General features: G+C 62.3%; 24 protein-coding genes, 1 tRNA gene and 2 pseudogenes. 14 read left to right on the plus strand and 13 right to left on the minus strand.

The window, feature by feature from the left end:
• The coding region (locus tag NKJ77_RS17330) for an Ig-like domain-containing protein (protein WP_502904431.1) at window positions 1–1,512 on the minus strand (1,512 nt) is incomplete at its 3' end.
• A gap of 323 nt (window positions 1,513–1,835) precedes the next feature.
• On the opposite strand from NKJ77_RS17330, the pseudogene NKJ77_RS17335 reads away from it, so the two are divergent.
• The 3 genes and pseudogenes from NKJ77_RS17335 (at window position 1,836) to NKJ77_RS17345 (ending at window position 4,612) form a co-directional block, all read left to right on the plus strand.
• Window positions 1,836–3,034 (plus strand): annotated as a pseudogene (locus NKJ77_RS17335) (IS256 family transposase).
• Between the two features lie 210 nt (window positions 3,035–3,244).
• Entirely contained in the window at window positions 3,245–3,469 is a 225-nt protein-coding gene (locus NKJ77_RS17340) for a helix-turn-helix domain-containing protein (protein ID WP_352535517.1), read from the plus strand.
• Window positions 3,470–3,533: 64 nt separating this feature from the next.
• Window positions 3,534–4,612 (plus strand): annotated as a pseudogene (locus NKJ77_RS17345) (IS110 family RNA-guided transposase).
• Window positions 4,613–5,508: 896 nt separating this feature from the next.
• On the opposite strand, the gene NKJ77_RS17350 reads toward NKJ77_RS17345, so the two are convergent.
• Complete coding sequence (locus NKJ77_RS17350; RefSeq protein ID WP_127327475.1) at window positions 5,509–5,730, minus strand: helix-turn-helix domain-containing protein; 222 nt, start codon at window positions 5,728–5,730, stop codon at window positions 5,509–5,511.
• A 294-nt stretch (window positions 5,731–6,024) separates the two neighbouring features.
• Between NKJ77_RS17350 and NKJ77_RS17355 the strand changes: the two genes are divergently transcribed.
• Complete coding sequence (locus tag NKJ77_RS17355) at window positions 6,025–6,543, plus strand: helix-turn-helix domain-containing protein (protein WP_352535518.1); 519 nt, start codon at window positions 6,025–6,027, stop codon at window positions 6,541–6,543.
• 51 nt (window positions 6,544–6,594) lie between these two features.
• Here the strand turns inward: NKJ77_RS17355 and NKJ77_RS17360 are convergent, their stop codons facing one another.
• The 4 genes from NKJ77_RS17360 to map all read right to left on the minus strand — a co-directional run bounded on the left by NKJ77_RS17360 (window position 6,595) and on the right by map (window position 10,442).
• Window positions 6,595–7,038, minus strand: coding sequence for a hypothetical protein (locus NKJ77_RS17360; protein ID WP_352535519.1), 444 nt, complete (start codon window positions 7,036–7,038; stop codon window positions 6,595–6,597).
• 390 nt (window positions 7,039–7,428) lie between these two features.
• Window positions 7,429–8,682 (minus strand): tyrosine-type recombinase/integrase, encoded by a 1,254-nt coding sequence (locus NKJ77_RS17365; RefSeq protein ID WP_352535520.1) that lies wholly within the window; start codon window positions 8,680–8,682, stop codon window positions 7,429–7,431.
• Between the two features lie 147 nt (window positions 8,683–8,829).
• Window positions 8,830–9,495, minus strand: a complete 666-nt coding sequence (locus NKJ77_RS17370) for a JAB domain-containing protein (RefSeq protein WP_352535521.1) — start codon at window positions 9,493–9,495, stop codon at window positions 8,830–8,832.
• A gap of 113 nt (window positions 9,496–9,608) precedes the next feature.
• Complete coding sequence (gene map / locus NKJ77_RS17375) at window positions 9,609–10,442, minus strand: type I methionyl aminopeptidase (RefSeq protein ID WP_023821427.1); 834 nt, start codon at window positions 10,440–10,442, stop codon at window positions 9,609–9,611.
• A 279-nt stretch (window positions 10,443–10,721) separates the two neighbouring features.
• On the opposite strand from map, the gene NKJ77_RS17380 reads away from it, so the two are divergent.
• The 3 genes from NKJ77_RS17380 (at window position 10,722) to NKJ77_RS17390 (ending at window position 12,444) form a co-directional block, all read left to right on the plus strand.
• Window positions 10,722–11,018, plus strand: coding sequence for a DUF982 domain-containing protein (locus tag NKJ77_RS17380; protein WP_023830625.1), 297 nt, complete (start codon window positions 10,722–10,724; stop codon window positions 11,016–11,018).
• Between the two features lie 146 nt (window positions 11,019–11,164).
• Window positions 11,165–11,440, plus strand: a complete 276-nt coding sequence (locus tag NKJ77_RS17385) for a DUF6074 family protein (protein WP_023691124.1) — start codon at window positions 11,165–11,167, stop codon at window positions 11,438–11,440.
• 335 nt (window positions 11,441–11,775) lie between these two features.
• The gene (locus tag NKJ77_RS17390) at window positions 11,776–12,444 is read left to right on the plus strand and encodes a DUF2161 domain-containing phosphodiesterase (protein WP_023688243.1); all 669 of its coding nucleotides are present in this window, start codon (window positions 11,776–11,778) and stop codon (window positions 12,442–12,444) included.
• 146 nt (window positions 12,445–12,590) lie between these two features.
• Here NKJ77_RS17390 and NKJ77_RS17395 read toward each other — a convergent pair.
• From NKJ77_RS17395 to phaC, 3 genes are all read right to left on the minus strand, one after another.
• A tRNA-Glu gene (locus NKJ77_RS17395) sits at window positions 12,591–12,665 on the minus strand.
• Window positions 12,666–12,989: 324 nt separating this feature from the next.
• Window positions 12,990–14,111: a YcbK family protein gene (locus NKJ77_RS17400; RefSeq protein ID WP_023691126.1), complete on the minus strand. Its 1,122-nt coding sequence runs from the start codon at window positions 14,109–14,111 to the stop codon at window positions 12,990–12,992.
• Between the two features lie 359 nt (window positions 14,112–14,470).
• The gene (gene phaC, locus NKJ77_RS17405) at window positions 14,471–16,306 is read right to left on the minus strand and encodes a class I poly(R)-hydroxyalkanoic acid synthase (protein WP_352535522.1); all 1,836 of its coding nucleotides are present in this window, start codon (window positions 16,304–16,306) and stop codon (window positions 14,471–14,473) included.
• Window positions 16,307–16,403: 97 nt separating this feature from the next.
• On the opposite strand from phaC, the gene NKJ77_RS17410 reads away from it, so the two are divergent.
• From NKJ77_RS17410 to recJ, 4 genes are all read left to right on the plus strand, one after another.
• Window positions 16,404–16,814: a hypothetical protein gene (locus tag NKJ77_RS17410; protein ID WP_023691128.1), complete on the plus strand. Its 411-nt coding sequence runs from the start codon at window positions 16,404–16,406 to the stop codon at window positions 16,812–16,814.
• A 90-nt stretch (window positions 16,815–16,904) separates the two neighbouring features.
• Window positions 16,905–18,122: an LL-diaminopimelate aminotransferase gene (locus NKJ77_RS17415; RefSeq protein ID WP_023681615.1), complete on the plus strand. Its 1,218-nt coding sequence runs from the start codon at window positions 16,905–16,907 to the stop codon at window positions 18,120–18,122.
• A 50-nt stretch (window positions 18,123–18,172) separates the two neighbouring features.
• Complete coding sequence (locus NKJ77_RS17420; protein ID WP_023830628.1) at window positions 18,173–19,486, plus strand: homoserine dehydrogenase; 1,314 nt, start codon at window positions 18,173–18,175, stop codon at window positions 19,484–19,486.
• A 249-nt stretch (window positions 19,487–19,735) separates the two neighbouring features.
• Window positions 19,736–21,520 carry a single-stranded-DNA-specific exonuclease RecJ gene (recJ, locus tag NKJ77_RS17425; RefSeq protein ID WP_023830629.1) on the plus strand — a complete coding sequence of 595 codons (1,785 nt, stop codon included), beginning with the start codon at window positions 19,736–19,738 and terminating at the stop codon, window positions 21,518–21,520.
• Between the two features lie 15 nt (window positions 21,521–21,535).
• On the opposite strand, the gene NKJ77_RS17430 is transcribed toward recJ, so the two are convergent.
• The 3 genes from NKJ77_RS17430 to folE all read right to left on the minus strand — a co-directional run bounded on the left by NKJ77_RS17430 (window position 21,536) and on the right by folE (window position 23,721).
• A complete protein-coding gene (locus tag NKJ77_RS17430; protein WP_023667624.1) occupies window positions 21,536–22,507 on the minus strand; it encodes a patatin family protein in 972 nt (323 codons plus the stop codon).
• Window positions 22,508–22,591: 84 nt separating this feature from the next.
• Window positions 22,592–23,050: a phosphoribosyl-AMP cyclohydrolase gene (gene hisI / locus NKJ77_RS17435; RefSeq protein WP_023729882.1), complete on the minus strand. Its 459-nt coding sequence runs from the start codon at window positions 23,048–23,050 to the stop codon at window positions 22,592–22,594.
• Between the two features lie 35 nt (window positions 23,051–23,085).
• Entirely contained in the window at window positions 23,086–23,721 is a 636-nt protein-coding gene (gene folE / locus NKJ77_RS17440; protein WP_023667622.1) for a GTP cyclohydrolase I FolE, read from the minus strand.
• A 241-nt stretch (window positions 23,722–23,962) separates the two neighbouring features.
• Here folE and NKJ77_RS17445 point away from each other — a divergent pair, with 241 nt between their 5' ends.
• On the plus strand, window positions 23,963–24,409 hold the full coding sequence (locus tag NKJ77_RS17445; protein ID WP_023707147.1) for an iron-sulfur cluster assembly scaffold protein: 447 nt from the start codon (window positions 23,963–23,965) through the stop codon (window positions 24,407–24,409).
• 87 nt (window positions 24,410–24,496) lie between these two features.
• On the opposite strand, the gene NKJ77_RS17450 is transcribed toward NKJ77_RS17445, so the two are convergent.
• Window positions 24,497–25,414, minus strand: a complete 918-nt coding sequence (locus NKJ77_RS17450) for a LysR substrate-binding domain-containing protein (protein ID WP_023830630.1) — start codon at window positions 25,412–25,414, stop codon at window positions 24,497–24,499.
• A 94-nt stretch (window positions 25,415–25,508) separates the two neighbouring features.
• Here NKJ77_RS17450 and NKJ77_RS17455 point away from each other — a divergent pair, with 94 nt between their 5' ends.
• Together NKJ77_RS17455 and yidD are read left to right on the plus strand one after the other, a co-directional pair.
• Window positions 25,509–25,667 carry a hypothetical protein gene (locus NKJ77_RS17455; RefSeq protein WP_023830631.1) on the plus strand — a complete coding sequence of 53 codons (159 nt, stop codon included), beginning with the start codon at window positions 25,509–25,511 and terminating at the stop codon, window positions 25,665–25,667.
• Between the two features lie 120 nt (window positions 25,668–25,787).
• Window positions 25,788–26,156, plus strand: coding sequence for a membrane protein insertion efficiency factor YidD (gene yidD, locus NKJ77_RS17460; protein ID WP_023830632.1), 369 nt, complete (start codon window positions 25,788–25,790; stop codon window positions 26,154–26,156).
• The last annotated feature ends 147 nt before the right edge of the window (window positions 26,157–26,303 follow it).

A 26,303-nucleotide genomic window follows, 5' to 3' on the forward strand; every position in this document is an offset into this window, starting at 1 on the left:
CGAGGTGGTCTCCGAGTTGGCGGCAGCGTTCGAGCCCGCGGACTCGCCGCCGCGTGCCGGAAGGCCGGCCTCATAGACGGTGGTCGAGGCAAGGCCCGGCGCCGGAATGCTGTCGGTCGGCGTCGAGTCGCCGATCGAGATGGTCAGCGTGGTGTGCGAGGTGTCGCCGTCGCCATCCTTGATGGTGTAGGTGAAGACGTCGTCGTGGCCGCCCTGCGAGCCGGCATCGCGTACATAGGAGTAGGAGCCGTCGGCGTTAAGCGTCAGCTTGCCGTAGGTGCCCTGGATCTGCACGCCGAGCGAGCCGGTGAAGTCGGCATTGGTGTCGCCGGCCTGGACGCCAACCACCGCTGCGCCGTCTGCACCCAGGACATCGATGCCGGTCACCGGCGAGGTGGTGCCCACCGCCGTCAGCACGTTGCCGGCCTCGGCCGTGAACTGGTTGGAGGCTACACTGTCGGTATCGGCATGCGCCGTCGGCACGTCGTCGATGATGTTGATGACCAGGTTGCCGGCCGGTGCGCTGTCGCCGTCAGTGTCGGTGACGACGACTGCGAAGCTGGCGGTGGTGTTGTCGCCGGTGGTGTTGTCGACAAGCGTGTAGGAATAGCTGATCGTGCCGGCGCCGGTGGCCGGATTGTAGACATAGCTTGCCGTCAGCGAGCCGGTGGCGTCGGTGAAGGTCTGCGCGGCGCCGGTCAGCACATGGCCGCCGAGCGAGACTACCGACACGCCGTCCGGCGAAGTGAAGCCGATGGTGCCCGAGGTGGTCTCCGAGTTGGCGGCAGCGTTCGAGCCCGCGGACTCGCCGCCGCGTGCCGGAAGGCCGGCCTCATAGACGGTGGTCTCTCCTATGAGCCCAATCGATGGCGTGGAGTCCTTTCCCAAGACGCCGATGGTCAACTCGCGTGGCTCCAACTGCCCAAACTGCAGGTCCGTCGGGGGGAGCAAGGCCGAAAGGTCGAATCCGTCACCGATACCGCCTGGGGGAACCGTAAAGTCCCCACCAGCACTGCCCGGGGCACCTCCCGGACCAGCCGACATGGAACCATCGGCGCCGAAGGCGACATCGACGTGGCTTGCTTCAAGGGCGGCCAGCAAGGCAACGCGCGGCACCTCGACGTCGCCGATGATGAAGGTCGGAACGTTCAGGGCGCCATCCTTGATCGCGATCACCGAGCCGTCGGCCTGTTCGAGCAAAAGGTTGTGGCCGTCGACCTTGATGTTGTCGATGGAAACGTTGGACGGAAGCCTGACCATGTTGCTGGCGTCGGCCACATATTCATGGGGCGCCGCCGCTGCGTTCGCCGCCGCGGGAGCCGCCGGTTGAACGGGCGCGCCGCTTCCGACGTCGACCGGCACCGGTTCGGACGCTGGCGGCGCGGGCGGCTGCGTCGAAGTTGCTTGCGCAACCTGGATCTCTACCGGCGTTGCCTGGCTGCTGTGTTCATTGGGCCCGGAATGCTCGTCGGCCAAACCCGAAAAACTGTCCAAATCGATATTGGTGGTCATTGCTGAAATCCCTCCGGCATTTCCCGGCAAGAGACAGGCACCTCCAAAGAATTGCAACCACTTGTATGGCTGATTGATATAATCAGGTATGACGCTGCAGTTGAATGTTTAGGCTTAGTTAACTTCCGAGATATACTATGTTATGCGCGACCTGCCGTGAACGGGCGGTCGTGTCCCATCAGGTGGTGTAGCTCGGCGGTAGCGAAGCCGCTCACGAGCGCGCCGTTATTAGCGCTGTAGCGAGCGAGCGGCGTGTGGGTGGTCATCGGCGCTTTCCGGTAGGGTTTGGTTGTTGACGCCAACCCATTTCGGAAGGACCACCGATGACCGACGACATGATGAACCTGCGCACGCTCGTGGAGAAGACCCCGGATGCCGATCTGCTGCGGGAGATGATCGGCTTTGCCGCCGAGCGACTGATGGAAATGAGGTGGGCGCGGCCACCGGCCCCAGCTATGGCGAGAAGAACCCGCTGCGGCTCGCCCAGCGCAATGGCTACCGCGACCGGGACTGGGAGACGCGGGCCGGCACGGTCGAGCTGCGCATCCCGAAGCTCAGGAAGGGAAGCTACTTCCCAGGTTTCCTCGAACCGCGCCGCATGGCCGAGAAGGCGCTAACCGCCGTCATCCAGGAAGCTTATGTGCAAGGCATCTCGACCCGGTCGGTTGACGACCTGGTCAAGGCCATGGGTATGAGCGGCATATCCAAGAGCCAGGTCTCGCGGCTGTGCGAGGAGATCGACGGGAAGGTGAAGGCCTTCCTCGAGCGGCCGATCGAGGGCGATTGGCCATACCTGTGGATCGACGCCACTTACCTGAAGGTCCGCCGCGGTGGGCGGATCGTCTCGGTCGCCGTTATCATCGCCGTCGGCGTCAACGCGGACGGCCGGCGCGAGGTACTGGGCATGGAGATTGGCACCTCGGAGGCCGAGCCGATCTGGACAGAGTTCCTGCGCAAGCTGACACGTCGCGGCCTGCGCGGCGTCAAGCTCGTCGTCTCCGATGCTCACGAAGGCCTCAAGGCGGCCGTCACCAAGGTGCTGTGCGCGACATGGCAGAGGTGCCGCGTCCACTTCATGAGGAACGTGCTGGCCCATGCCGGCAAGAGCGGCCGCAGGGTCGTCTCAGCCTTCATCGCCACCGCTTTCGCCCAGGAAACGCCCGAGGCCGCGTCCGTACAATGGCGCGCCGTCGCCGACCAGATCCAGCCGAAGGTGCCGAAGCTGGCGACAATGGTGGACGACGCCGAGCCCGACGTCCTGGCCTACATGACCTTCCCCAAGGAACATCGCGCCAAGCTCCACTCGACGAATCCGATCGAACGTCTCAACGGCGAGATCAAGCGGCGCACCGAGGTCGTCGGAATCTTCCCGAACGACGATGCGATCGTGCGCCTCGTCGGCGCAATCCTGCTCGAACAGAACGATGAATGGGCAGTGCAGCGGGCCAGATATATGACTCTGGAAACGATCAGCCAGATGAGCGATGATCCCCTGATCAGCCTGCCTGCCGTGGCGCGCTGATCAGCCCGGCCCATGCCGGAGAGCACGGCGACTAATGCCGCCAGCTACACCACGCCGCGGGACACGATCTGACGGGCAAAAAGGCCGGATTATGCCTTCTCAAAAAACAGAAAGGGAAACCATGGCGCGAATAGCAGTTATATGATCTCTGCCAGGGACTTTCCTTCACCGGGGCAACGAGAAATGACGATCCGAGGTGTCCAATGCAGAATGGCTCGGGCGGCGCTGGGACTGAAAATAAGCGAGCTGGCCAGCCTTGCGGGGGTCGCCCCGACAACCATCACGCGATTGGAAGCTGGCACTCCAATAGGTCCACGAACACTCAGCTCGATTGAAAAAACTCTTGAGGATGGAGGTATCAGGTTTGTCTTCGCTGAGAATGGAGACTGCGGCATAATGCTGAGTCCGTTTCAAATTACCTTTGTTGTGGAGTAGTATATATAAGTACAGCAGGGCATCTGCTAAGGAATCACCTGTCAAGCCACGCAGGAGGCGGCTGATGGAATATTTTTGCGGACTGGATGTTGCGTGGACGAAACTGCGGTGTGCGTCGTCGACGAACATGGTGAGGTGCATTTGACGGTCAAGGTGGAGACCGATCCGGATGCGTTGTTCGTGGTGTTGAAGCCGTTCGTGGCGCGGCTGCGGCGCGTCGGCCACGAGGCCGGATCGCTGTCGCCCTGGCTCAATCCCGAGCTTCTGAAACGCCGCCTTCCGGCGATCTGCCTGGAGACACAGCACGTGGGCCGCGATGTCGGCGCAGCGCAACAACACGGATGCCGCCGATGCGCTCGGCATCGCCCACATCATGCGCACCGGCTGGTTTCGTCAGGCCCATATCAAGACGCAGGATTGCTATCGGATGCGGCTTTTACTGACCCACCGGCGCAACCTGAAGCGCAAGTTCCTCGATCTTGAGAACGCCTCCGGCACTCGCTGAAGGCGTTTGGCATCAAGCTTGGCGGCACGTCGCGTGGCGCTTTCGACCAGGCGGTGCACGCGGCCGTCGCGGCCGATCCGCTGTCAGCCGAGTTGATGGACGCCATGTTGTCGGGGCGCGCCGTTCAGTGGCGGGAATATTGCCGGCTGCACGATCTGGTGGTGAGATCGTCGCGCGTAGCGAGCTGTGCCGACGCTTCATGGCCATCCCCGGCGTCGGCCCGGTGACGGCGCTCTCCTTCATGACGGCGATCGACGATCGCGCTTCCGCCGCTCGCGTGACGTCGCCACCTACTTCGGGCTGACCTCGCGGCGATGGCAGTCGAGCACATGATCGACGTCCAGGGACGCATCTCGAAGGCTGGCGACGCGGACGTGCGGCGCGCGCTCTACGAGGCGGCGTCGGCGCTGATGACGCGCCTCCGCGGCATGGACAAGGGCAAAAGCTTGGGCCGGGAAATCGCCAAACGCTCCTGCCATCGCAAGGCGTGCGTGGCGGTGGCGCGCAAGCTGGCGGTGATCATGCACGGCATGTGGAGCGACGGAACGTTCTACGTCGGCGATCCGGCGGCAAGCCCAACCGACGCTGCCCAGCGCGCTCATCTCAAGGACCGCAAGCTGCTCGGAGCCCATCGATGAGCAGGGGATCGTCAGTTGAAACGCAGGGCGTCAGCAACGTGAACGACGCCAGCTGAACACGAAGATCCGCCTTGGCGGATGAGGACCGATGCAGACCAGGAACGACGGAACGCACGTTATCTTGCCTGCGGCCGCGCCGATCCACAGACGGCCGGACCGCGCTCGATTGCCTGTGACGATGCTCCGCCAGTCCGATGGAAAAGTGCGCCACGACGGTTCGCGCGCTGCCACAGTGCAGCCGAAACACCCGTCGCAGAGCGCGTAAGACTGCTCGGCGCATCGGAACTCGACGCCAAAACGTGGAAACGTAGCGTGGAGAATAAATTCGTATATTATCGTAGATGGAAGGAGAAACGACGATGCGTACAAATTCTCGCATAGCACGACCGATTAAGACGGCGAGATAAAAGGCCGCGAGGTGCGGCGCCGATCGGTCGTGTTGTTTCAAAGGGTTATGCGTCATTCTCGCGAGGTGCGGATTATCTCGCACCTCTCAAGATCGTCGATTATTGTTATTTTTCCGTGGCTTAGTGTGATGTGCGGTGCCTTAATATGACTACCAAGGCCGGAAGGCGGAAAGGGGCGCGCCATTCCAGAGGTGAGGCGCGTGACTCGACACGAAAAGGCATCGCGACAGGACGCGCATCTTTGAGGTAGCGTCTGGGCGGCGAGGATCAGTTCGTTGTGTAACTGAAATCATCAACCGGGATCCGGCCATGATAATCCTGGCGCCGCAAGCTCATTGGGGAGCCAAGGGGGCGGCATGACATCGCTGTCATGCGTCGCGAGATCGACGGATCAGGACACAAGCAATCTCAAAGCCGAGGGATGTGACTACGAACGCTTTTCGGAAAGCGCTTCTCACAAGAGGCGCATCGGTCTGTCATTGCAGCTATCTAAATTTCTTCAACGTCGGGTTCGACAAGTTGAACATGGCTCACATCTATTGCCTGAGCCAACTCATAGAGCGTGATGACCGTCGGGTTGCGACGACCGCGTTCCAGACCACTTAGATATTGCTGGCTGAACCCTGAACGCGCTTCCACCTGCTCCTGGGTCAGGCCCTTCTCCCGACGCAAGCGACCGAAGTTTCGGCCCACGAGTTTGCGCATGTCCATGTGCGCAGACTTGGCAATTTACACACTTTGAGTTTATCAACTATAATATGTATTCGCGTTCATGACGTTGGCGATCGTGCCGCGGACGAGACGAGGATCTTCGGGCTGCAAGACCCCACTGGCGATTGGTGCCAGCAAAGTGGCATCAAACTCTCTGACCTACGGGTAATCCGGATTACCCGTAACCAAAGGCCGCAGAGCCAACTAGGAAGGTTTTGCACTCCCTGATCATTTGAAAGTTTGGTGAGTTTCGCGGGAGCGTACCGCGACAAACTCTCCAGTCGGGAGTGATAAATGCAGCATCAGAAGGCTTTGCCGGAATCGAAGCTGACCCGATTCGAGGTGTGGGCAAGGGCCGGAGCGGCACCTCATCCCGCCGATCAGCATGTTGGTAGGCAGATCGCCACGATCCGCGTGCAGTCGGACGTCTCGCAGGCACAGCTTGCCCGATCCATCGGTATCAGCTTCCAGCAGCTCCAGAAATACGAGAATGCGAGGAACCGCGTGAGCGCATCCATGCTTTACGAGATTGCTAAGTCGCTTGGCGTTCCTGTCAGCCGCTTTTTCGAAGGCCTGCCCGGAAATGACGAGACAAGCCGCAACGCTTCGCCTCTGCCGGTCGATGAGCGCATCGACTTTATCGCCAGCGCGGAAGGCCGGCGCCTGATCGAGGGGCTGATGCAGCTTCCTCCACGGGTGCGTGGTCGCGTGGCAGCCTTAATCGCCGCATTGGGGGAGGAATTGGGGCTCGACGCGAATAGGGACACCGAGGCGACCGTTGAACCCATGCCTGCCGACCGCAAGACGGGTTAATAGACGCTTGCGGCTGTCTCGTAGCAACTTGCGAGTATCGTGAGCAGGCATTCAAAGCGGGACGTTTCCCATGCCCCAGCTTCGCAGCGGCCATCTATTGCCTCCCTCCTTTTCCTCTACCACAATATGAAAATTCCTGAATCTCTTCGCTTCAAAGCGTGGCAGCATGTCGGAAAATTGCGCCCTGGTGACTTCAAGGGAGAGGCTCAGCGACGCCAGCTGATCTGCTTCAAAAAGAGCGCCCGCGTCGGGATGTTCCGTCTTCATGGGAGTTGGGACCATGATCATGACGACGCCAGGCCATCTGAATGCTGCGTTCGGCATGATCAGCGAGGCAGCCAGTATGACATAGCTGAACTCGACTGAGTGACGTGGTGGTCCGGGTTGCACGGACTGGCCAAAATTGATGTTGGCTGAGCCAACGATCTCACCGCGCCATTCGCCTGCAACAAGCGGCGGGAGTTGGAGACGGTTTGCCTTTTTTCGGACTGTCATTCCCTAGGTTTTGCGTGAGGAAGCCGACAACATCAACACCTGCCGCCTCAAACCTACACCTGGCAGCCGTGATGAGCGCCAGCCCGGTCCGTGCGAATCTGATTATGCCGCATGTTGAACAAGAGAAAAACAGGAGAGCCACCATTCGCCAAGCTGCGACATGGTTCGAAGGAATGTCCGTTCTTCCAAAACCGGCTGAAAAACCGGCTGAATTCTGGAATTCAAGCCGGTGCGGTCGCGTTGGCGAGGTCTAAAAGGCGAGCGATTTCAATTGGATGGAATGGCGCGCCCGAAGAGATTCGAACTCCTGACCCCCAGATTCGTAGTCTGGTTCCCAAGGTGAAGCTTTGCCTCCGCCGGTGAAGGCGGTGAGGAAAAGCAATCGCTAGCTCATGCAGCTTCCTTAAGCGCGGCTTTACGCTTCTTCTTCGTCAGGAGCTCGCGGACAAACTTGTCCCACCGGGCCATGGCAGCACGTTTTTCCGGCATGTAGTTCCAGCGATCGTAGCTCTTGGAGCTGACGTCCTGCAGAGTGTGGTTCTGCAATCGGTCTCGGATCTCTTTCGAGAGCCCTGCCTTTCCAGCAAGCGTCTTCCAGGTTCGCCGGAGATCGCGATTTGTCACGACGGGGATGACCTCGCGATCGCGTTGGCGCCACATGAACGAATAGAGCGTGCCATGGCTGACCGGCTTGGACGGGTCGGTTGCGGATGGAAAAAACCAGCCAAATTCATTCGGCTTGATCGACCCGATAAGCTCGGCAGCGATCATGGGCACGGGGATGGCGTGAGGCTTTCCATTCTTAGTTTTGGACCAATCGATGATGCGCTCGGCCGCATCCCATTGATCGACGTGTAGCCGAGCGATCTCCTCGACGCGCTGGCCGGTCAGCATAAGAATTCTTACGGCACGCGTGTAAGGGGGGTGGACCGGCGCGTCGGGAGATTCGAGCCAACGATAGAGACGGATAAATTCCTCCTCGTCCAACCAGCGCGTTCCAACGTTTTTCGGTTCGGTTGGAATACCTGCAGCTGGATTGTAGACGAGACGAAAGCGACGGACCGAGGTTGAGCGGTAGTCATGCTCGGATTTCAGCCCCCAACTGTAGGCCGATCGAATATAGCTGCGAACATGATCGGCCATGGACCGTTTGCCTCGCTGATAAATCGGGCGAATGATGTCCCTGATCTCATCAGGCTCGATGTCGCGGGCAGGGCGGTTGCGACCGAGCGAATCGGCGATCTTGTCCAGGCCCTTTTCGGCCTCCTTCCAGGACGGTTTTCCATCTGCCTTGAGCGACGCGACGTAAGCCTCGAACAGATCGGCGACCGTGCCGGGTCGCGTGTCGCCCGCAATCTTGATGCTCCGTCCCTTCTGGATCATGTCGGCGAAGTCGCGTCTGAAAATCTCCCGGGCCTGGGCGAGGCCCATTGACGGATACGAGCCGAGCTTTTTCTTGAGACGCTTTTGGTCTCGCCACTGCTGGGCCATCCAGTCCGCCGTTACCCGTGTCGGCATTGGCTTTATAGCTAGAACGAGGCGGCCTGTGCCGTGGCCCTCGCCATCGACAAGGTTCTGCTGCTTTCCGGTCTCCTCGACCTGCTTCAAAGCGCGGCGAATCTCTCCATCGGTAAGGCTTGGCACTGGGGTCTCCCGTAGGCTTTCGAGTGGGATCGGCTGACGGGTAGTAGGGGGCCGTGGTTGGGTTCAAAACGGGCTTCGATCCCCCTAAAACCGACCCCAATATGCCACAATATCCGACTCTGCGACAAGTCTAAAAAGCGATAGGTATCAATGTGCTAAAGCGTGATCGTGCGTGATCGAAAGGAGGCGAGTGGGATGATTATGCACCAGGATGACGGCGCTGGCCGACAGTTCGAGCGCGCGCTTGATCACTTCGCGCGGATAGACCGGCGTGTGGTCCACGGTGCCGACCTGCTGTACCTCGTCGGCGATCAGCACGTTCTTCTTGTCGAGGAACAGGATGCGGAAATGTTCGCGGTTCTCGAACGCCATCGCCGAGCGGCAGTACGCAAGAAGCTGCGTCCAGTTGGACAGCACCTCGCGGTCGCGAACCTCGGTCCGCGCCATGCGCTGCGCGGCAGCGGCAATCACCTTCAGGTCGACCGCCACGGCGGGGCCGATGCCCTTCACCTCCTGCAGCAGCGCCACCGGTGCGCCAAGCACTTCGCCAAAAGTGCCGAAGCGCGCCAAGAGCGCCTTGGCGATCGGCTTGGTGTCGACGCGCGGGATCAGGCGAAACAGCAGCAGTTCGAGAAGTTCGTAGTCGGGCAGGACGTCTGCGTCGCCGGCAACGAAGCGCTCGCGCAAACGGTCGCGATGGCCGTGATAGTGTGGCTTCTCCGTCGATTTGTCTCTTGGTGCCTTGTTCTTCGCCGGTGGTTCAAGCCACCGCTCGGAGAAGAACCCCCGTTCGTCGTCGCCACTCTTCCCCATCGACCCCACACACTCCCCGAAGGCTTCGACGGCAGATTAGAGCGGTAAGCAGCGCGCGGTCGAGTTTTTTCGGCGACGGCGCCTCAAAGCCGCGGCTTGAGGCGATCTTGTTTTCAGCTGACCGCCGGCAGGCCGGGGCGGTCGAGCTTGTTTGGCGACAGGGTGAAAATCTCGCAGCCAGTTTCGGTGACGCCTATCGTGTGTTCGTACTGCGCCGACAGCGAGCGGTCGCGCGTCACCGCCGTCCAGCCGTCCGACAGCACTTTCACATGCGGCCGGCCAAGATTGATCATGGGCTCGATGGTGAAGATCATGCCCGGCCGCATCTCGACGCCTTCCGAGGCGGTGCCATAGTGCAGGATGTTGGGTGCGTCGTGGAACAACTGGCCAACGCCGTGGCCGCAGAAATCGCGCACCACCGAGCAGCGCTCTGCCTCGGCATAGGTCTGGATGGCGGCGCCGATGGCGCCGGTGCGGGCGCCGGGCCGGACCGCCGCGATTCCGCGCATCAGGCACTCATGAGTGACTTCAAGCAGGCGTTCGGCGGCGCGCTTGATGGTGCCGACGGGATACATGCGCGAGGAATCGCCGTGCCAGCCGTCGAGGATGTAGGTGACGTCGATGTTGACGATGTCGCCATCCTTCAACGGCTTGCTGTCTGGAATGCCGTGGCAGACGACGTGGTTGATCGAGGTGCAGGACGATTTGGTGTAGCCGCGGTAGTTGAGCGTCGCCGGTAGCGCGCCTTGGTCCATGCCGAATTCGAAGACGAAACGGTCGATGGTCTCGGTGGTGACACCCGGCTGGACCATCGGCACCAGTTCATCAAGGCAGCGCGCGGTGAGATCGCAGGCCTTGCGCATGCCGGCAAATCCTTCTTCGCCATAGAGGCGGATCTGGCCGGTATTCCTGAGGGGTGCCGTGGCGGCGTCGAGATAGGTGACCATAGTGTCCGTTTGCCTGTAAGCGGGCGGCGCATACCAGCCCGTTAGAAAATTTCCTCAGATTTGGCACTGCAAGCCGCAAGGTTCAAGGAAGAACTGCCGGCAATGGACTGATACTGGCGATATTCCTGGCTTGCGCGGCCGCTCAGATGACATCCAGGTGCGCGATCTCCTCCGAATGCCGAGATCGCACTGACAACACATTTTCGCGCAAAAGCAGCCAAAGCAACTTTTGACGACGAACGGCGTTGCTGTGGTCGACGCCAGTTCGGGAGATATAGAATGGACAGATTGCAATTCGAGGTGCCGGTGCGCATCGCGCCCGCGCACGGGCTGCCGGTAGAGGAAATATACAGCGTCGAACAGGCGCTGGATATCCTGCATGACTGGCCAAAGAAGCGACAGGGCAAGGTCTATGAAGCGGCGTTCAATGCCTGTTTCGGGGCCACGGTGGATGTGGTCAGGACTGAGGACGCATGGCGCGCCTTCATGGCGTTTTGCCGGGTCAGTGGCCTGCTGGCCAGGGACATGATGGTTACGGCCAAGCGCGCCGGCGAGGCGAGGGGCCTGAGGGTCTAGAGTTCTGCTTGGCCTGGAGGCCGGCCAACCGACTCGTTCCAATCGGCGCGGACTCCGCGGCGTTAAGGTTCCGTTTCCGACTTCACAGCTAGGCATGAGCCATAGAGCAGCGTCTGATTCGTTGCGTCGGTTTCATGGTGCAGAACATGTCTTCAGCCAATGTGCGTACCTTCCCGCTAGACCGGCAGACCGTGCTGGTGCGCGAGGTCGCCGCAAGGCTGGGCAGACTGCACGGCGACACGGCCACGTCGTTCTGGAAGGCCACGGCGCGCGAACTCCTCGACAAGGCGGTCGCGGCCGGCTGCGATGCGGCTTCGGCGGCCAACGATGTCCGCCGGTTTTTTGCCGCGGTCCAGGACGAGATGCATTTCAAGGCGGACGATGCCGCACCAGGGCAGCGCCGGACGCGCACCCGCCTCTAGCTTCGAACAGAGGACCGACACGCGCTCACTGTGGCCAACCGTGGACCGGTCTTGGCGTCGACGATCTCGGGCCTTGCGCTGTCGATCGTGCCGTCCCAGCCACGGCGAGCGCCTTGTTGAACGCGAGACAGGCGATGAAATACTGGTCGCGCTCGGCCCTGGTGACGTCGGTCATCGCCAAGGAAATCGTCGAGCGCTATGGCGGGACCATCACGCCGGAGAACCTGCCTTACGGATGGCTTTTGCAGATGGTGGGATCGACGCGGTTTAGCGCAAGGCGTCGGCCTCTCGGCGATCCCTGTGCCGACCCGATCCGAATCGGCTATGCCTGCGCGATGCAGGAAACGTCTCTCTACATCCCGGTGAAGCGGTTTCTCGAGAGCCTGGAATTCACGGTGAAGGGCGAAGTCGGCCACTGCGATATCGTGGCGGTGCGCGACGGCGAGCCGCCTGTGCTGGTCATCTGCGAACTGAAATTGCAGTTCAACCTCGAACTGGTGCTGCAAGGTGTCGATCGCGCGGCGGCATGCGACGAAGTGTGGCTGGCCGCGCGCATGTCGGCGCGTGGCAAAGGCCGCGAGCACGACCGCCGTTTTCGCGCGCTGTGCCGGCGGCTCGGCTTCGGGCTTCTGGCTGTCAGCGGCAAGGGGGAGGTCGAATTGCTGCTCAGCCCGGCCGCTCTGCCGCCGCGTCGCGATCCAAAGCGGCGCTCGCGGCTGATGGAGGAACACCGTCGCCGGCGCGGCGATCCGGTGGTCGGCGGTGGCTCGCGAGCCCCGATCATGACTGCCTACCGGCAGGATGCGCTGGCCTGCGCCGCAGCCATGACCGACGGGCCGAAACGCCCGCGCGATCTGAAAGCGATTTCGCCGCGCGCGGCCAGCATCCTATTGGACAATGTCTATGGCTGGTTCGCCAGGGCCGAGCGCGGCGTCTACGCGCTGACCGAGGGTGGCCACGCGGCGTTACAGCGCTGGCCGCAGGTAGCGCACGACCAAGGGTGAGTGGCCGGAGATTGCCGCGAGCAGGCGCCGAGGGAAACCTCGGCACGGCAGCCGCTGTTCGCCGTTTCAACCGATGCGCCGCGCCACCCTTCCAGCCGCTGCTAGTTCGGCGGCTGCCGCGAGGCTTCCTGTTTTCCTGAAAGATCTGGTACGCCCAAGGGGAATCGAACCCCTGTTACCGCCGTGAAAGGGCGGTGTCCTAACCGCTAGACGATGGGCGCGCTCAGACGAAGCGGCTTATAATTGCGTTGTTGCCAACCGGCAACCCATCAGCCGCCAGATGCAGAAACTTTTTTCAAGAGGGGCGAAAACGGCCAGTTTGGTGAGCAAGCGCAGGTTTTCTGGCCTCGCGTCGTTGCACATCTTTGGACGAATGCGCCGCGCAGTCGTCATCCTCGCGTCTGCGCTGCGTCGCTGCGCTCCTTGCTTCGCCATAGGATGACGAAGTCGCGGGTGCCTCGGCTAATCTCGAACGTCGCTGATAGGTAATCGGAAAAAACGGCGGGCTGCTAACAGCCCCTCGGCCCGTTTGCCGAATGGGGATGCTACCCCCGCCGGCGGCAGCGCCAATTCCAGTCGCGCTCGGGGCCGACGTCGACGTGAACGGATTCGGTATGGCAGTAGGTGCCGACGCCACCGCGGCCGGGCATGGTTCGGATGTAGCTCGCCAGTTCCCATTTGGAGACGCCGGGAACCTGGATGTCGGCGGCGGCGCAATACATGTGCAGCGAATTCTTGGCGCCGTTGGCGCGCCGGTTGCGGGCCGGGTCGCGGTAGCCTGATGTGACCATCATCTTGCGGCCGTAATGGCCTTCGATGGTCTTCAGCACACGCACCAGCGACGGCTTCAGGCAGGCGACGTCGACGCTCTCGTTTTGCTTCAACAGGCCGTTGGGCGCCAGCCGGGCGAGGCCGGCGGCGGAAGCCACCTGATAGGCGCCGCCCGAACCCTCGTCCTCGTTCAGGTCGACGTCGCTTTCGTCGTCGAGGCCGGATTTGCGCTTGATCTCGAACAGCGCCGTCTGGCGCACGCCGGGCAAGGCATCGCTGCCGGTGATGTGGTTGCTCTCGTTGCCAAGCGAGGCAAGCTGCAAGGGCTTGTCGGCCGAACTGGCTGAGGCCAACGTGATGATCGGCTTTGCCGGGGCGGCCTTCTGGGCAGCAACCGCAGGCTGTTCGCCCGAGCGCGAGTTGACCAGCGGAGCAGGTGCCGCCGAGGTTGGCGTGGTGCTGAACAGTGAGGCCAGGAAGCCCTTCTTCGGCGTGTCGATCTGCTGGGGCGCGGCGGTCACGTAGACCTCGCCGGGCGCGGGTGCCGCGGCAGTCGGTTTCGGCGCGGTCACGCCGGCATCGGCGGCGGCGATCTTCTGCGCCACGGCGTCCGTTGCGGCCGCGGTCTGTGCTGACTGCTGCAGCGACTGCGGCGTCTGGCCGACAATGGTTTCGGAGCCGGCGGGAACATTGACCGGGAAGCCGGTGCCGGGCTTGGCCACCGGCACATAGGCGACCTGCTCGGGCAGTGTCGCATCGCCCGCTGCCGTCATCATCATCTGCGGCCCGGTGGATGTGACCTGCACGGTCGAATCGCCCGGCGCCGCAGGGCTGGCGCCGGAAGCCGCGGCGATGTCAGAAGCGGTCGCGTTGTAGCCAGGCATGCCGACGGACATTGTGGGGTCGCTGGCGGAGGTGCAGGACGCCAGAAGCACGGAGAAAAGCGCTGCCGCTATAGTGCGACCTTCTCTCCCCGCGAGACGCGATCCTACTGATTTCAAAACTAAATTCCCCCTCGGTGTCCGGTCGGCATGCTATTGGTGCGGCGTCGAAACGTTCACATCCAATGCCTTGTGTTCCCAAACCGGAAACGAGACTTGTGTCAATTCTGCAAGCCTCTGAATTATTTGCTCGTTGGAGGCCAATTGAGGCTTCTTGAAGGTTGACGACACCATTTCGCCCCGTTTTGCCGGCTCGTCAACTCACCAGACATTACATTCCGTTACACACAGGCACCTGCAAAAGGTGCCGGCCGTTACACACGCACCTTCACATAGGTGCCGGGGGCATCACCCAGGGTTTTCATGTGCTTGCCCGGTTTGCGGGCCGGAACGAGGGTGTCGTCCTGGGTCTCGATCCAGTGCTGCCAATGCGTCCACCAGGAGCCGGGATGCTCCACCGCGCAGGCGAGCCACTGGTCAAAATCGCCTGTCGGTTTGCCGCCGGTCCAGTACTGGTATTTCTTGGCTGCCGGCGGGTTGACGACACCGGCAATGTGGCCGGAACCAGCCATCACAAACTCGACGTCACCGCCGAAATATTGCGAGCCGAGAAACACGGAAAGGGCCGGCGCGATGTGATCTTCCTTCGACGCCAGGTTGTAAACCGGGATGGTGACGTCGGCCAGCGACAAAGTGCGGCCGGCGAGTTCCATCACGCCACGCGTCAGATTGTTCTCGAGATAACAGTTGCGCAGGTAGAAGGAGTGGTTGGCGGCCGCCATGCGGGTGGAATCGGCGTTCCAGTAGAGCAGGTCGAAGGGAAGGGGATCCTTGCCGCGCATGTAATTGTTGATGACATAAGGCCAGATCAGGTCGCCCGAGCGCAGCATGTTGAAAGCGGTCGCCATCTTGGTGCCGTCGAGGTAGCCCTTTTCGTTCATCGATTTCTCGACCGCTGCCACCTGGTCCTCGTCGACGAAGACTTTCAGGTCGCCGGCATGGGTGAAGTCGACCTGCGTGGTGAAGAAGGTCGCCGATTTGATGCGGTTGTCGCCTTCCTGTGCCAGCAGTGCGAGTGCGGCCGCCAGCAGCGTGCCGCCGACGCAATAGCCGATGGCGTTGACCTCTTTCTCGCCGGTCGCCTTCTCGATCGTGTCGAGGCCGTATTGCAGGCCTTCCCCTATGTAAGCTTCCCAGCCCTTGGCGCCGTGCCGCTCGTCGGGATTGATCCAGGAGATGACGAACACGGTATGGCCTTGCTCGATCGCCCAGCGGATGAAGGACTTTTGCGGGTTGAGATCGAGGATGTAGAACTTGTTGATCCAGGGCGGGCAGATCAGCAGCGGGCGCTTGAGCACCGTCTCCGTCGTCGGATCGTACTGGATGATTTCGGCGACATCGCTGCGCCCGACCACCTTGCCGGGGGATGTCGCGACGTTCTTGCCGATCTCGAAGGGCGAATAGTCAGCTTGTCTCAGCTTCAGGTCGCCCTTGCCGGCGGCGATGTCTTCGGCCAGCATCTTCATGCCGCGCACCAGGTTTTCGCCATTCGAGGCAACGGTTTCTCGAAACAGCTCCGGATTGGTCAGGATGAAGTTCGACGGCGAGATGGCATTGGACACCTGCTTGACGTAGAAGCTGGCCTTATGGCGGGTGTGATCGTCGAGGCCTTCGGCGTGCTCGACCAGGTCGGCCGCCCAGCGCGAGGTGACGAGATAGGCCTGTTTGAGGAAATCGAAGAAAGCGTTGCGACCCCATTCGGGGTCTTGAAAACGCTTGTCGCCGCGCTCGGGCTTGACCGCATCTTCGGGCGCCTCGGCATTCGGGCTAACCTTCTGGATGGCGTTGCCCCAGACCGTCATGTAGCCGGCGAACAGTCGCGTCTGCGCTTCCAGCGCGCGTTGCGGGTCGGCCAGCCAATATTCGCTGAGCTTGGAAAGGGTTTTTACCATGTCGACCACGGGTTCGGCGACATGATCGCGCACCTCGCCCTTTTTGCGCGGCTCGGCCCAGGCGGAGGCGGCTTTGCCGGCCTGCTCGACCATGCGCGCCATGTTCAACGCGAAGCGTTCCGGGTCTTTCACCAGATATTGCTCGACGGTCGAAGATTGATCATCTTCCGCTTTGCTCGAATCAGGTGTTTTGGACATGGCTCGCGGGGTTCCTCCCGAGGCGTTTTCTTGACATATTATCATGGGACATCTGACCGGGTCCAATGCGCTGTACCCCGGCTGCCAGGAAAACAATATGACGATTAACACCGGCAAGACCATTTTTTCGGGGGCAGGCCGCTTTTGCCGCGTCGCGGTTGCAATCGCCTGTCTGGCGCCAGGGCTGCTGGCGGCAAGTGGCTGCACGAGCGCCAATACCGGCAACGGGATGAATGTCGGCCTGACGCAGGGCGCGCAGGACACCGGCTCTTATCCCAATCTCAACATCCCGCCGCAGGTGGCGGCAAGGCAACTCACCCCTGAGGAGACGCAGGCCAAGCTTGCCCAGTTGAAGGGCGAACAGCAGGGGCAAGTGGCCAAGGGCGGCGGCGGTGCCCCGTCCACCAGCCCGGCGGCGCTGAACTCGCTGGCGAAGAACCATGGCAAGGACACGCTGAAGCAGATCGAAGCCAAATGCGATCCCGCCCTCGACCCTACCTGCAAATAAGGCTATATCGCGCGCCGAAAGCGGTCTTTGCCAAAGGCGCCTAGCCAAGCCAACTGTGCTAAAGCCAATCTTAAATCGTCTGGAACTGACATGGAAGAATTTCACAAGGTCCGCCGGCTTCCGCCCTACGTGTTCGAGCAGGTCAACCGGCTGAAGGCCAGCGCCCGTTCGCGCGGCGCCGACATTATCGACCTTGGCATGGGCAATCCGGACCTGCCGACGCCGAAGGCGATCGTCGACAAATTGTGCGAAGTGGTGCGCGATCCGCGCACGCATCGCTATTCCTCCTCCCGCGGCATCCCAGGTCTGCGCCGCGCCCAGGCCGCCTATTATCAGCGCCGCTTCGGCGTGAAGCTCAATCCCGACACGCAGGTGGTGGCGACGCTCGGTTCGAAGGAAGGCTTCGCCAATATGGCGCAGGCGATCACCGCGCCGGGCGACGTGATCCTGTGCCCCAACCCGACCTATCCGATCCATGCTTTCGGCTTCATCATGTCGGGCGGCGTCATCCGTTCGCTGCAGGTCGAGCCGGATGACGGCTTCATCCCGGCGCTCGAGCGCGGTGTCCGTCATTCGATCCCGAAGCCGCTGGCATTGATCCTCAACTATCCGTCGAACCCGACGGCGCTGGTCGCCTCGCTCGATTTCTACAAGGACGTGGTCGCCTTCGCCAAGAAGAACGACATCATCATCCTGTCGGACCTTGCCTATTCGGAGATCTATTTCGACGGCAATCCGCCGCCTTCGGTGCTGCAGGTGCCGGGCGCCATCGATGTCTGCGTCGAGTTCACCTCGATGTCGAAGACCTTCTCCATGCCTGGCTGGCGCATGGGCTTCGCCGTCGGCAATGAGCGGCTGATCTCGGCGTTGACGCGGGTGAAGTCCTATCTCGATTACGGCGCCTTCACGCCGATCCAGGTGGCGGCGGCGCATGCGCTGAATGGCGACGGCGCCGACATCGCCGAAGTTCGCGAGGTCTATTTGAAGCGCCGCGACGTCATGGTAGATGCCTTCAGCCGCGCCGGCTGGACCATTCCGGCACCGGCTGCCTCGATGTTCGCCTGGGCGCCGATCCCGGAGCCGTTCAAGCATCTCGGCTCGCTTGAGTTTTCCAAGCTCCTGATCGAGCACGCCGACGTCGCGGTGGCGCCGGGCATCGGCTTTGGCGAGCATGGCGACGATCACGTCCGCATCGCTCTGGTCGAGAACGAGCACCGGATCCGGCAGGCGGCGCGCAACATCAAGCGTTTCCTGGCGTCCAGCGCCAAGCAGCCGAACAATGTGGTGCCGCTCGCCGCGCATCGCTAAAGTCGCCGCACATCTTATTCGAGCAGATTCTTTGAGGGGCGTCGCCGGGCATGGCTGAAGCGTTGCGTGTTGGAATTGCGGGTCTGGGTACGGTTGGCGCCTCGGTGGCGCGCGTGCTGCGCGACAAGGCAGCGGAACTGACGCGCCAGTGCGGACGCGATGTCATCGTCACGGCCGTTTCCGCGCGTGATCCCAAGCGCGACCGTGGCGCCGACCTCAGCGCCGCCAAATGGTTCGACGATCCGATCAAGATGGCGCAGACCGCCGATATCGACCTCTTCGTCGAACTGATCGGCGGCGACGAAGGGGCAGCGCGCGCGTCGGTCAAAGCAGCACTTGAAGCCGGACGTCATGTCGTCACCGCCAACAAGGCGCTGTTGGCCAAGCACGGCGTGGCGCTTGCCGAAATCGCCGAGAAGAAGGGCGTGCTGCTCAACTACGAGGCGGCAGTTGCCGGCGGCATCCCGGTCATCAAGACGATGCGCGAGGCGATGGCCGGCAATTCGGTCACCCGCGTCTTCGGCATCCTGAACGGCACCTGCAACTACATCCTGACCCGCATGGAGGCCGAGGGCATCTCCTTCGACGAGTGCCTGAAGGACGCGCAACGGCTGGGCTACGCCGAAGCCGATCCGACTTTCGATATCGAGGGCCATGACACGGCGCATAAATTGTCGATCCTGACCAGCCTGGCCTTCGGCACCAGGATCGCCGCCAATGACATCTACATGGAAGGCATTTCCAATATCAGCCAGGCCGATATCCGCGCCGCGGGCGACCTTGGCTACCGGATAAAATTGCTCGGCGTCGCCCAACGCACCGACAGCGGCATCGAGCAGCGCGTGCACCCGACCATGGTGCCGACCGCGTCGGTGATCGCACAGGTGCATGGCGTTACCAATGCGGTGGCCATCGAAACCGACATTTTGGGCGAACTGCTGCTCTCCGGCCCGGGCGCCGGCGGCAACGCCACCGCGTCCGCCGTGGTCGGCGATATTGCCGACATCGCAAAGAGCCGGCCGGGCTTCCAGCACGGTCCGGTGTTCGGCCTGCCGGCCAAGGAACTGCGCCCCTACAAGAAGGCGCAGATGCGCAGCCATGCCGGCGGCTATTTCATCCGGCTGACCGTGCACGACCGCATCGGCGTCTTCGCCGCGATCGCCAAGCGCATGGCGGACAACGACATTTCGCTGGAATCGATCGTCCAGCATGCCGTCAGCGGCGAGACGGACGCGCAAAAGACGGTGATCCTGGTCACCCACGAGACGACGGAAGCAGCGGTGCGCAAGGCTGTCGACGGCATCACCAAGGACGGCCACCTCACAGACAAGCCGCAGGTCATCCGCATCGAGCGTGCGGGCTAGGCCAAGTCATTTTTTTCCTTTAACCGATTGATGCTGCTGCTGAAAAGTGGTTTCGGACGCCATAATGCTCTATCTCTTTGATTTGGAGCCGGATTGAGATTTCAGGTCGAACCCACCAGTCATCATTGGGTTCTGGCGGAGGCGTGAGCCGCGAGATCAAGGCGCGTCACCAGGAGGTGGAAAAGTTGAGACTTTCCTGTTTAGCCGTCGCATATTGCCGGAAATGACAATCTGTAGACTACGCCTCCTATGACGGGCGACAAACGCTTCTTCCTCGATATCAGGCAGTCGGCGACCGGTGTTTCCTGGGAACACCGGTTGAGCGAGCGGCAGGACATGACTGCGCTCGCCATAGCGCAGGGCCACGGCGTGCCCGACATTGTGGCGCGCGTGCTCGCCGGGCGGGGCGTCACCGCGGACCAGGCCGAGCGCTTCCTCGATCCGACGATCCGCAATCTGTTGCCGGATCCGGCTTCGCTGACCGACATGGGCAAGGCTGCGACCCGCATCGCCGAGGCGGTCATGGCCAAGGAGAAGGTGGCAATCTTCGGCGACTACGATGTCGACGGCGCCGCCTCTTCGGCGTTGCTCAAGCGCTTCCTGACGCATTTCTCGGTGCCTTCGGAGATCTACATTCCCGACCGCATCTTCGAGGGCTACGGCCCCAATCCGGAGGCTATGCGCGAACTGGTCTCGCGCGGCGCGACGCTGATCGTCACCGTCGATTGCGGCACCAACAGCGCTGTCTCCATTGATGCCGCCAAGGCCGCAGGCGCCGATGTGGTGGTGCTCGACCACCATCAGGTCGGCGGCCCGCTGCCGGAGGCGACCGCGGTCGTCAATCCCAATCGCGAGGACGACCTTTCCGGGCAAGGCCATCTGTGCGCCGCCGGTGTCGTCTTCCTCACTCTGGTGCAGACGGCGAGGGTCCTGCGCAGCCGATTGCCCGACGCAGCGCCACCGGACCTGTTGTCGTTGCTCGACTTGGCGGCGCTGGCCACGGTTTGCGATGTGGTGCCGCTCATCGGCGTGAACCGCGCTTTCGTCGTCAAGGGACTACAGATGGCGCGGCAGCAGAAGAATGAGGGGCTCGCCACACTGGCGCGGGTGTCCCGCATTGGTGAGCCGATAAGCACCTTTCATCTCGCCTATCTGATTGGGCCGCGCATCAATGCCGGCGGCCGCATCGGCGATGCAGCACTTGGCAGCCGGCTGCTCGCCACCGACGATCCGGTTGAGGCCAGGACCATTGCCGAGACACTCGACCGGCTCAACCAGGAACGCCAGCAGATGGAGCTGGAGATGCTGGCAGCGGCGCGCGCCGAGGCTGACGCCGAACTTGCCGGCGGCAACGGGCCGGCCATCATCGTCACCGCCAGCACCAATTGGCATCCCGGCATTGTCGGCTTGATCGCCTCGCGGCTGAAGGACCATGCGCGGCGGCCGGCCTTCGCCATCGCCTTCAACGCCAATGGCATCGGCACCGGCTCCGGCCGTTCGGTGTCGGGCTTCGATCTCGGACGGCTGGTGCGCGCAGCCGCCGATGCCGGGCTGATCGTCAAGGGCGGCGGCCACGGCATGGCCGCCGGCATCACGGTGGAACGCGCCAAGCTCGGCGAACTCCGTGCTTTCTTCGAGGAGCGCGCAGCGGCCGAAGTGTTCCGGCTGCAGGACGAAGAAAGTCTGGCCGTCGACGGCGCGCTCGCCGCCGAGGGCGCGACGATTGCTTTGCTCGATGCACTGGAAAAGGCCGGGCCTTTCGGCGCCGGCCATGTCGCGCCGGTGTTCGCGCTGCCGCGCCATCGGCTGGCCGACGCGCGGGCCGTCGGCACCAACCACATCCGGGCTGATCTGCAGTCGGAAAGCGGCGGCCGCATCCAGGGCATCGCCTTTCGATCCGTCGATACCGCGCTGGGCGAATTCCTGTTCAAGAACAGGGGCAACACGATCCATGTAGCCGGCTCGCTGTCGGGGAATTATTGGAACGGCAACCGCACGGTGCAGTTCCGCATCACCGATGCGGCCAAAGCCTGACATTGCCGAACTGGTTTAAGCGAGAACCGTCTGCAGCCGCTTCAACTCGCTGATCTGCGCCATCGTCGCCTGGTAACCGACGCTGATCGCCTCATCCGCGCGGTGGAATTCGGTCAAGCCGATATGGCTGAGTTTCGGTTGGAGCGACATGTCGGGCGGATCGCCCGCCAGCCTTGCGCGTGAAATCCGGTCCTGGATGATGTTGAAGGCTTCGACCATGACGCCGGTGATGCCGAGACGGCTCTGGTGCGGCTGGTGGTCGGGGCTGGCCTGGCCTGGCCGGGGCGCGTCCTTCTCGATGAGCAGTTCGCCGGCGCTGTGCTTGATGACGGCGGCGCGGCCGAACAGATCGTAGTGAAGGTTGACCGCGACGACCAGCGGCTGCTCGTAGGCGCGGCAGACCGAAACCGGAACCGGGTTGACCAGCGCGCCGTCGACCAGAATGCGGCCGTTGCAATTCACCGGTTCGAACACGCCCGGCAGCGCATAGGAAGCCCGCATCGCGGTGATCAGCGAACCGCTGGACAGCCAGATCTCATGGCCGGTGCGGATTTCCGCGCCAACGGCGACGAAGGGTTTCGTCAGATCCTCGAAGCGGATGCCTGCCATGTGCTCGCGCAGCCTGACGTCCAGTTTCATGCCGCCGAACAGGCCGCTGCCGCGCAGATTGAGATCGAGCAGGCCGAAGATGCGCCGCTTGGTCAGGCTGCGGGCGAACTCCTCGAGTTCGTCCAGCTTGCCGGCGAGATAGCAGCCGCCAACCAGCGCGCCGATCGAGGTGCCGGCGATCATTGAGACTTCGATGCCGGCTTCGTCGAGCGCGCGCAGCACGCCAATGTGCGCCCAGCCGCGTGCGCAGCCGCCGCCCAGCGCGAGCGAAATGCCTGTCTTGCCCGCGGGTTGCGGGTCAGGCACGCCGCCGGACGATGAGGGGCCATTGGCCTCCCGCACGTCCGGTCTGCTACGCAATGACGCCCACTCGAGCATCATGATCTCCCTTGTCCCGCGTCCGTTCTACAGGAAGGACGTTTGAGAATAGTGAATATGAGTGGTTTGCGACTGTTGAATGGTTCACGCGGGCTTCCGATACGTTTTTTCCGCATCGAACAGCGGCGTGCTGCCATCGCCGGCAAGCGTTGCCTTGCCGCCGATTAGCCCCACCGTCCGATAAAAACATGAACGCCGACCGGTGTGACAAGTTGCGTCGTGGCCCAACACTTTGACGCGCAACCATATGGCGTCCTGGTCACAATCCGTGAGCATCTCGACGACCGTCTGAAAATTGCCTGATGTTTCGCCCTTCTTCCACAGCGTGCTGCGCGAGCGCGACCAGTAGTGCGCGATGCCGGTTTCGAGCGTCAGCGCCAGCGCCTCGGCATTCATATGCGCGACCATCAGCAGCATACCGTCAGCGGCGTCGGTGACGACGACGGTGACCAGCCCGGCAGCATCGAAGCGCGGGGAAAACACCGCGCCTTCTTCGAGAGCCTTCTTGTCTGATGGAGCCGTGGGAAATGTTAGTGCCGACATCGCCGGTCCTTGATCTAGCGATGCCGGCGAGGGGCTTACGCCCCGAGGCCGCGCACCATGGTGACGAAACGGACCTGTTCCTCGGGCGTGTCCTTGAACACGCCGGTGAAGGTCGAGGTCAGCGTGGTGGAGCCCTGCTTGCGGATGCCGCGCATGGCCATGCACATATGCTCGGCCTCGATCATGACGGCGACACCGCGCGGATTGAGCACGTCCTGGATGACGCCGGCGATCTGTGCGGTCATGGCCTCCTGAGTCTGCAGGCGATGGGCGAAGATATCGACGACGCGCGCGATCTTGGACAGGCCGACGACCTTGCCATCCGGGAGGTAGCCGACATGCGCCTTGCCGATGATCGGCACCATGTGGTGCTCGCAATGCGAGTGGAACTGGATGTCCCTGACGATGACGAGATCGTCATAGCCGGCGACTTCCTCGAAGGTGCGGCCGAGTTCTTCGGCCGGGCACATGTCATAGCCGTTGAACATTTCGAGAAAGGCCTTGGTGACGCGCTTGGGCGTGTCGATCAGGCCCTCGCGGTCCGGATTGTCGCCGGTCCAGCGCAACAGCGTGCGCACGGCGGCCTCGACCTCGGCTTCGCTCGGCCTGTCGGTGACCGGCTTGTCCAGATAGTCGGAAGGGGGCATTATTTTCTTGATGACGGCATCCATAAAGGCGTCTCCCGTAGTTCCTCTCTCAGGAGGAACGAGTTGAACGGACCACGACCTTTCGGGTGCTGAAAACTCGCCCGGTTTCCAGCCCGCAAGCGGCGTGAACGAAATGGGCAAGGACGATGGCTTTGCGTTGCCTTGTCGATACCCGACTGCCAGCATTATATATGGTCGTGCGCAGCGAATGAAAGACGCCACAGCGGCAATCGCTGTTCGCTTGGCGGCGACGGATTGGAAAAATATGATTGACGACGTCTACAATGCGAAAATTCTGGGTTTTGCCGGAAACATCGCCCGCATAGGCCGGCTCGATCATCCGGATGCGAGCGCCAAGGCTCATTCCAAATTGTGCGGCTCGACGGTAACCGTCGACCTCAAGATGGACAATGGCGTCGTCACCGATTTCGCTCATGACGTGAAGGCCTGCGCCCTCGGCCAAGCCTCGTCCTCGATCATGGCTCAACATGTCATCGGCGCCAGCGCCGACGAATTGCGGGCGGTGCGCGACACCATGCTGAAGATGCTCAAGGAAAATGGCGCGCCGCCGCAAGGCCGCTTTGCCGATCTGAGATATCTGGAGCCGGTGCGCGACTACAAGGCGCGCCATGCCTCGACCATGCTGACCTTCGATGCGGTCGTCGATGCCATCGGTCAAATCGAGAAGAAACGCGCAGAAGAAGCAGCGTGATGTTGGTACATGACGGCTCCTCCAACAGCCGGTGAATTGTCAAACTTGGGCGTTGAACACGTCGAGGAGCTTCTCACGTAACCGGGCTCATGCCTTGGTTTGCTGCGCCCGTCTGCTTTCGGCAAATTCGCTTCTCACCCAGTCGGCGAAGGCCTTGGCCGGCTCCGGCAGGTCCTTCAAGCTCCTGGCGACCAGCCAGTAGGCGCCCGATGCGACGTCGATGTCGAACGGCTTGATCAGCGCGCCGGATGCTATCTCCTCGCCGATCTGCAAGAGGTCGCCCAGCGCCACGCCGTGGCCGAGCAGGGCCGCCTGCTTCGACAGCGACACATCCGCCAGCATAGGGCCGCGCGCCGGAATGGTGTCGGCTGACACGCCAGCCGCTTCGAACCAGCGCGCCCAGCCCTGACGATTTTCCTCGTGCAACAGCGTGTAGCGGGCGAGGTCGAGCGGCTTTTCGAGGGCGGGGCCCGATGCCAGCAAGGCCGGCGACAGGACCGGTGAATCGACGGTCGAGGCTAGCCATTCGGCCTCGCTGCGCGGCCATGAGGTGGCGCGCGCGCTGAAGCGCAAGGCGAGTTCGGGCTGATCGCTGCGGAACTCGATCGGCCTTGGGTCAACTTCGAGGGAAACGTCGATATCGGGCCGCAACTGGCTGAAGCGGTTGAGCCGCGGCAACAGCCATACCGAGGCCAGCGACGGCTCGACACTGACGCGGACCACCGACTGCGCCGGGGCCGCCACCAGGTCCGAAAGCAGCCTGTCGATGTCGTCGAAACTCCTGACCAGTTGATCGAGCAGGCGCTGGCCGGCCTCGGTCAGCTCGACGCGGCGGTGATGACGGCGGAACAAGGGCTGGCGCAAGAACTGCTCGAGTTCGCGGATCTGCCGGCTGATGGCGGCCTGCGAGACGAACAGCTCCTCGGCGGCCCGGCTGAAACTCAATTGCCGGCCGGCTGCCTCGAAACTTCGCAACGCCGTCAGGGGCAACCGTCCGCGCTTCATTTCGCATAACCCGAAGTTATCCGAACCGGAAATTATACTCTTTTGAAGGCGAAGGCCAGCGGGCGTCTAATCCGCTCTTAGAGGAGACACGGACATGATCCAGTTTCTGGAAATCTTTGGCGATGTGATGCGGATCGTGACTTTTCAACGGCGTGGCGACAGGCGGCATCATGTGCAGCGCACCGAGCAAAGGCCGGCCACCCGCTGGGCGGTTCCAGCGGAGCGGCATCCCTTTCGCCGCTCGCGACCCTGAAGCCGATAAAGAGGCGAGTGAAGAGGATTGCGTTTGCCGGCCGAAGCTCACATCTATCGGTTTGGAAACGCAAGCTGACCCGGAAGCCGGTCTCGGGGTCGCGTTCGGAAAGAGGCTGCAGTGGGCGACCAGCATCGGCATGTGCATGCCGCCGGACGGACCCGGCGCGGGCGCAACTGGCCCGGTCCCTGGCGCAAAACACCCGGCCGCATTTTCGGCACGTCGCTGGTGCGCCTCTATCAACTGACGCTGTCCGGATTTGTGGGCAATTCCTGCCGGCATCTGCCGACCTGTTCCGAATACGCGCATGAGGCGATCGCCCGCCATGGCCTGTGGGCCGGCGGCTTCATGGGGCTGTTCCGGGTGCTGCGCTGCGGGCCGTTCGGAACGCACGGCGTCGACCGCGTGCCGGAGGTGCTCGCTCCGCGCTACGTCTGGTTCACGCCATGGCGTTATTGGCAGATCGGCAGGAAGCGCGGCGAGGCCTGACGGCGGACGCGCTGGGTCCCTGATCCAGATCGCCAGGGCGGCATTTCTTTACGATCCGGTAGGGTTAACAACGGCCTGCACAAAGACTGCGCATTTGAGTCAAAATCGAGCCAAGAGACTTCGCTAAGCGCCTCCTGTTCATTCCCA

Source organism: Mesorhizobium sp. M0052, assembly GCF_040323255.1.
GTDB lineage: Bacteria > Pseudomonadota > Alphaproteobacteria > Rhizobiales > Rhizobiaceae > Mesorhizobium.

Bases quoted from the DNA above. Each gene is read 5' to 3' on its own strand.
- NKJ77_RS17340 (WP_352535517.1), top strand. From the start codon at position 3,245: ATGGCTCGGGCGGCGCTGGGACTGAAAATAAGCGAGCTGGCCAGCCTT.
- NKJ77_RS17350 (WP_127327475.1), bottom strand. From the start codon at position 5,730: ATGGACATGCGCAAACTCGTGGGCCGAAACTTCGGTCGCTTGCGTCGG.
- NKJ77_RS17355 (WP_352535518.1), top strand. From the start codon at position 6,025: ATGCAGCATCAGAAGGCTTTGCCGGAATCGAAGCTGACCCGATTCGAG.
- NKJ77_RS17360 (WP_352535519.1), bottom strand. From the start codon at position 7,038: ATGACAGTCCGAAAAAAGGCAAACCGTCTCCAACTCCCGCCGCTTGTT.
- NKJ77_RS17370 (WP_352535521.1), bottom strand. From the start codon at position 9,495: ATGGGGAAGAGTGGCGACGACGAACGGGGGTTCTTCTCCGAGCGGTGG.
- map (WP_023821427.1), bottom strand. From the start codon at position 10,442: ATGGTCACCTATCTCGACGCCGCCACGGCACCCCTCAGGAATACCGGC.
- NKJ77_RS17380 (WP_023830625.1), top strand. From the start codon at position 10,722: ATGGACAGATTGCAATTCGAGGTGCCGGTGCGCATCGCGCCCGCGCAC.
- NKJ77_RS17385 (WP_023691124.1), top strand. From the start codon at position 11,165: ATGTCTTCAGCCAATGTGCGTACCTTCCCGCTAGACCGGCAGACCGTG.
- NKJ77_RS17390 (WP_023688243.1), top strand. From the start codon at position 11,776: ATGCAGGAAACGTCTCTCTACATCCCGGTGAAGCGGTTTCTCGAGAGC.
- NKJ77_RS17400 (WP_023691126.1), bottom strand. From the start codon at position 14,111: ATGTCCGTCGGCATGCCTGGCTACAACGCGACCGCTTCTGACATCGCC.
- phaC (WP_352535522.1), bottom strand. From the start codon at position 16,306: ATGTCCAAAACACCTGATTCGAGCAAAGCGGAAGATGATCAATCTTCG.
- NKJ77_RS17410 (WP_023691128.1), top strand. From the start codon at position 16,404: ATGACGATTAACACCGGCAAGACCATTTTTTCGGGGGCAGGCCGCTTT.
- NKJ77_RS17415 (WP_023681615.1), top strand. From the start codon at position 16,905: ATGGAAGAATTTCACAAGGTCCGCCGGCTTCCGCCCTACGTGTTCGAG.
- NKJ77_RS17420 (WP_023830628.1), top strand. From the start codon at position 18,173: ATGGCTGAAGCGTTGCGTGTTGGAATTGCGGGTCTGGGTACGGTTGGC.
- recJ (WP_023830629.1), top strand. From the start codon at position 19,736: ATGACGGGCGACAAACGCTTCTTCCTCGATATCAGGCAGTCGGCGACC.
- NKJ77_RS17430 (WP_023667624.1), bottom strand. From the start codon at position 22,507: ATGCTCGAGTGGGCGTCATTGCGTAGCAGACCGGACGTGCGGGAGGCC.
- hisI (WP_023729882.1), bottom strand. From the start codon at position 23,050: ATGTCGGCACTAACATTTCCCACGGCTCCATCAGACAAGAAGGCTCTC.
- folE (WP_023667622.1), bottom strand. From the start codon at position 23,721: ATGGATGCCGTCATCAAGAAAATAATGCCCCCTTCCGACTATCTGGAC.
- NKJ77_RS17445 (WP_023707147.1), top strand. From the start codon at position 23,963: ATGATTGACGACGTCTACAATGCGAAAATTCTGGGTTTTGCCGGAAAC.
- NKJ77_RS17450 (WP_023830630.1), bottom strand. From the start codon at position 25,414: ATGAAGCGCGGACGGTTGCCCCTGACGGCGTTGCGAAGTTTCGAGGCA.
- NKJ77_RS17455 (WP_023830631.1), top strand. From the start codon at position 25,509: ATGATCCAGTTTCTGGAAATCTTTGGCGATGTGATGCGGATCGTGACT.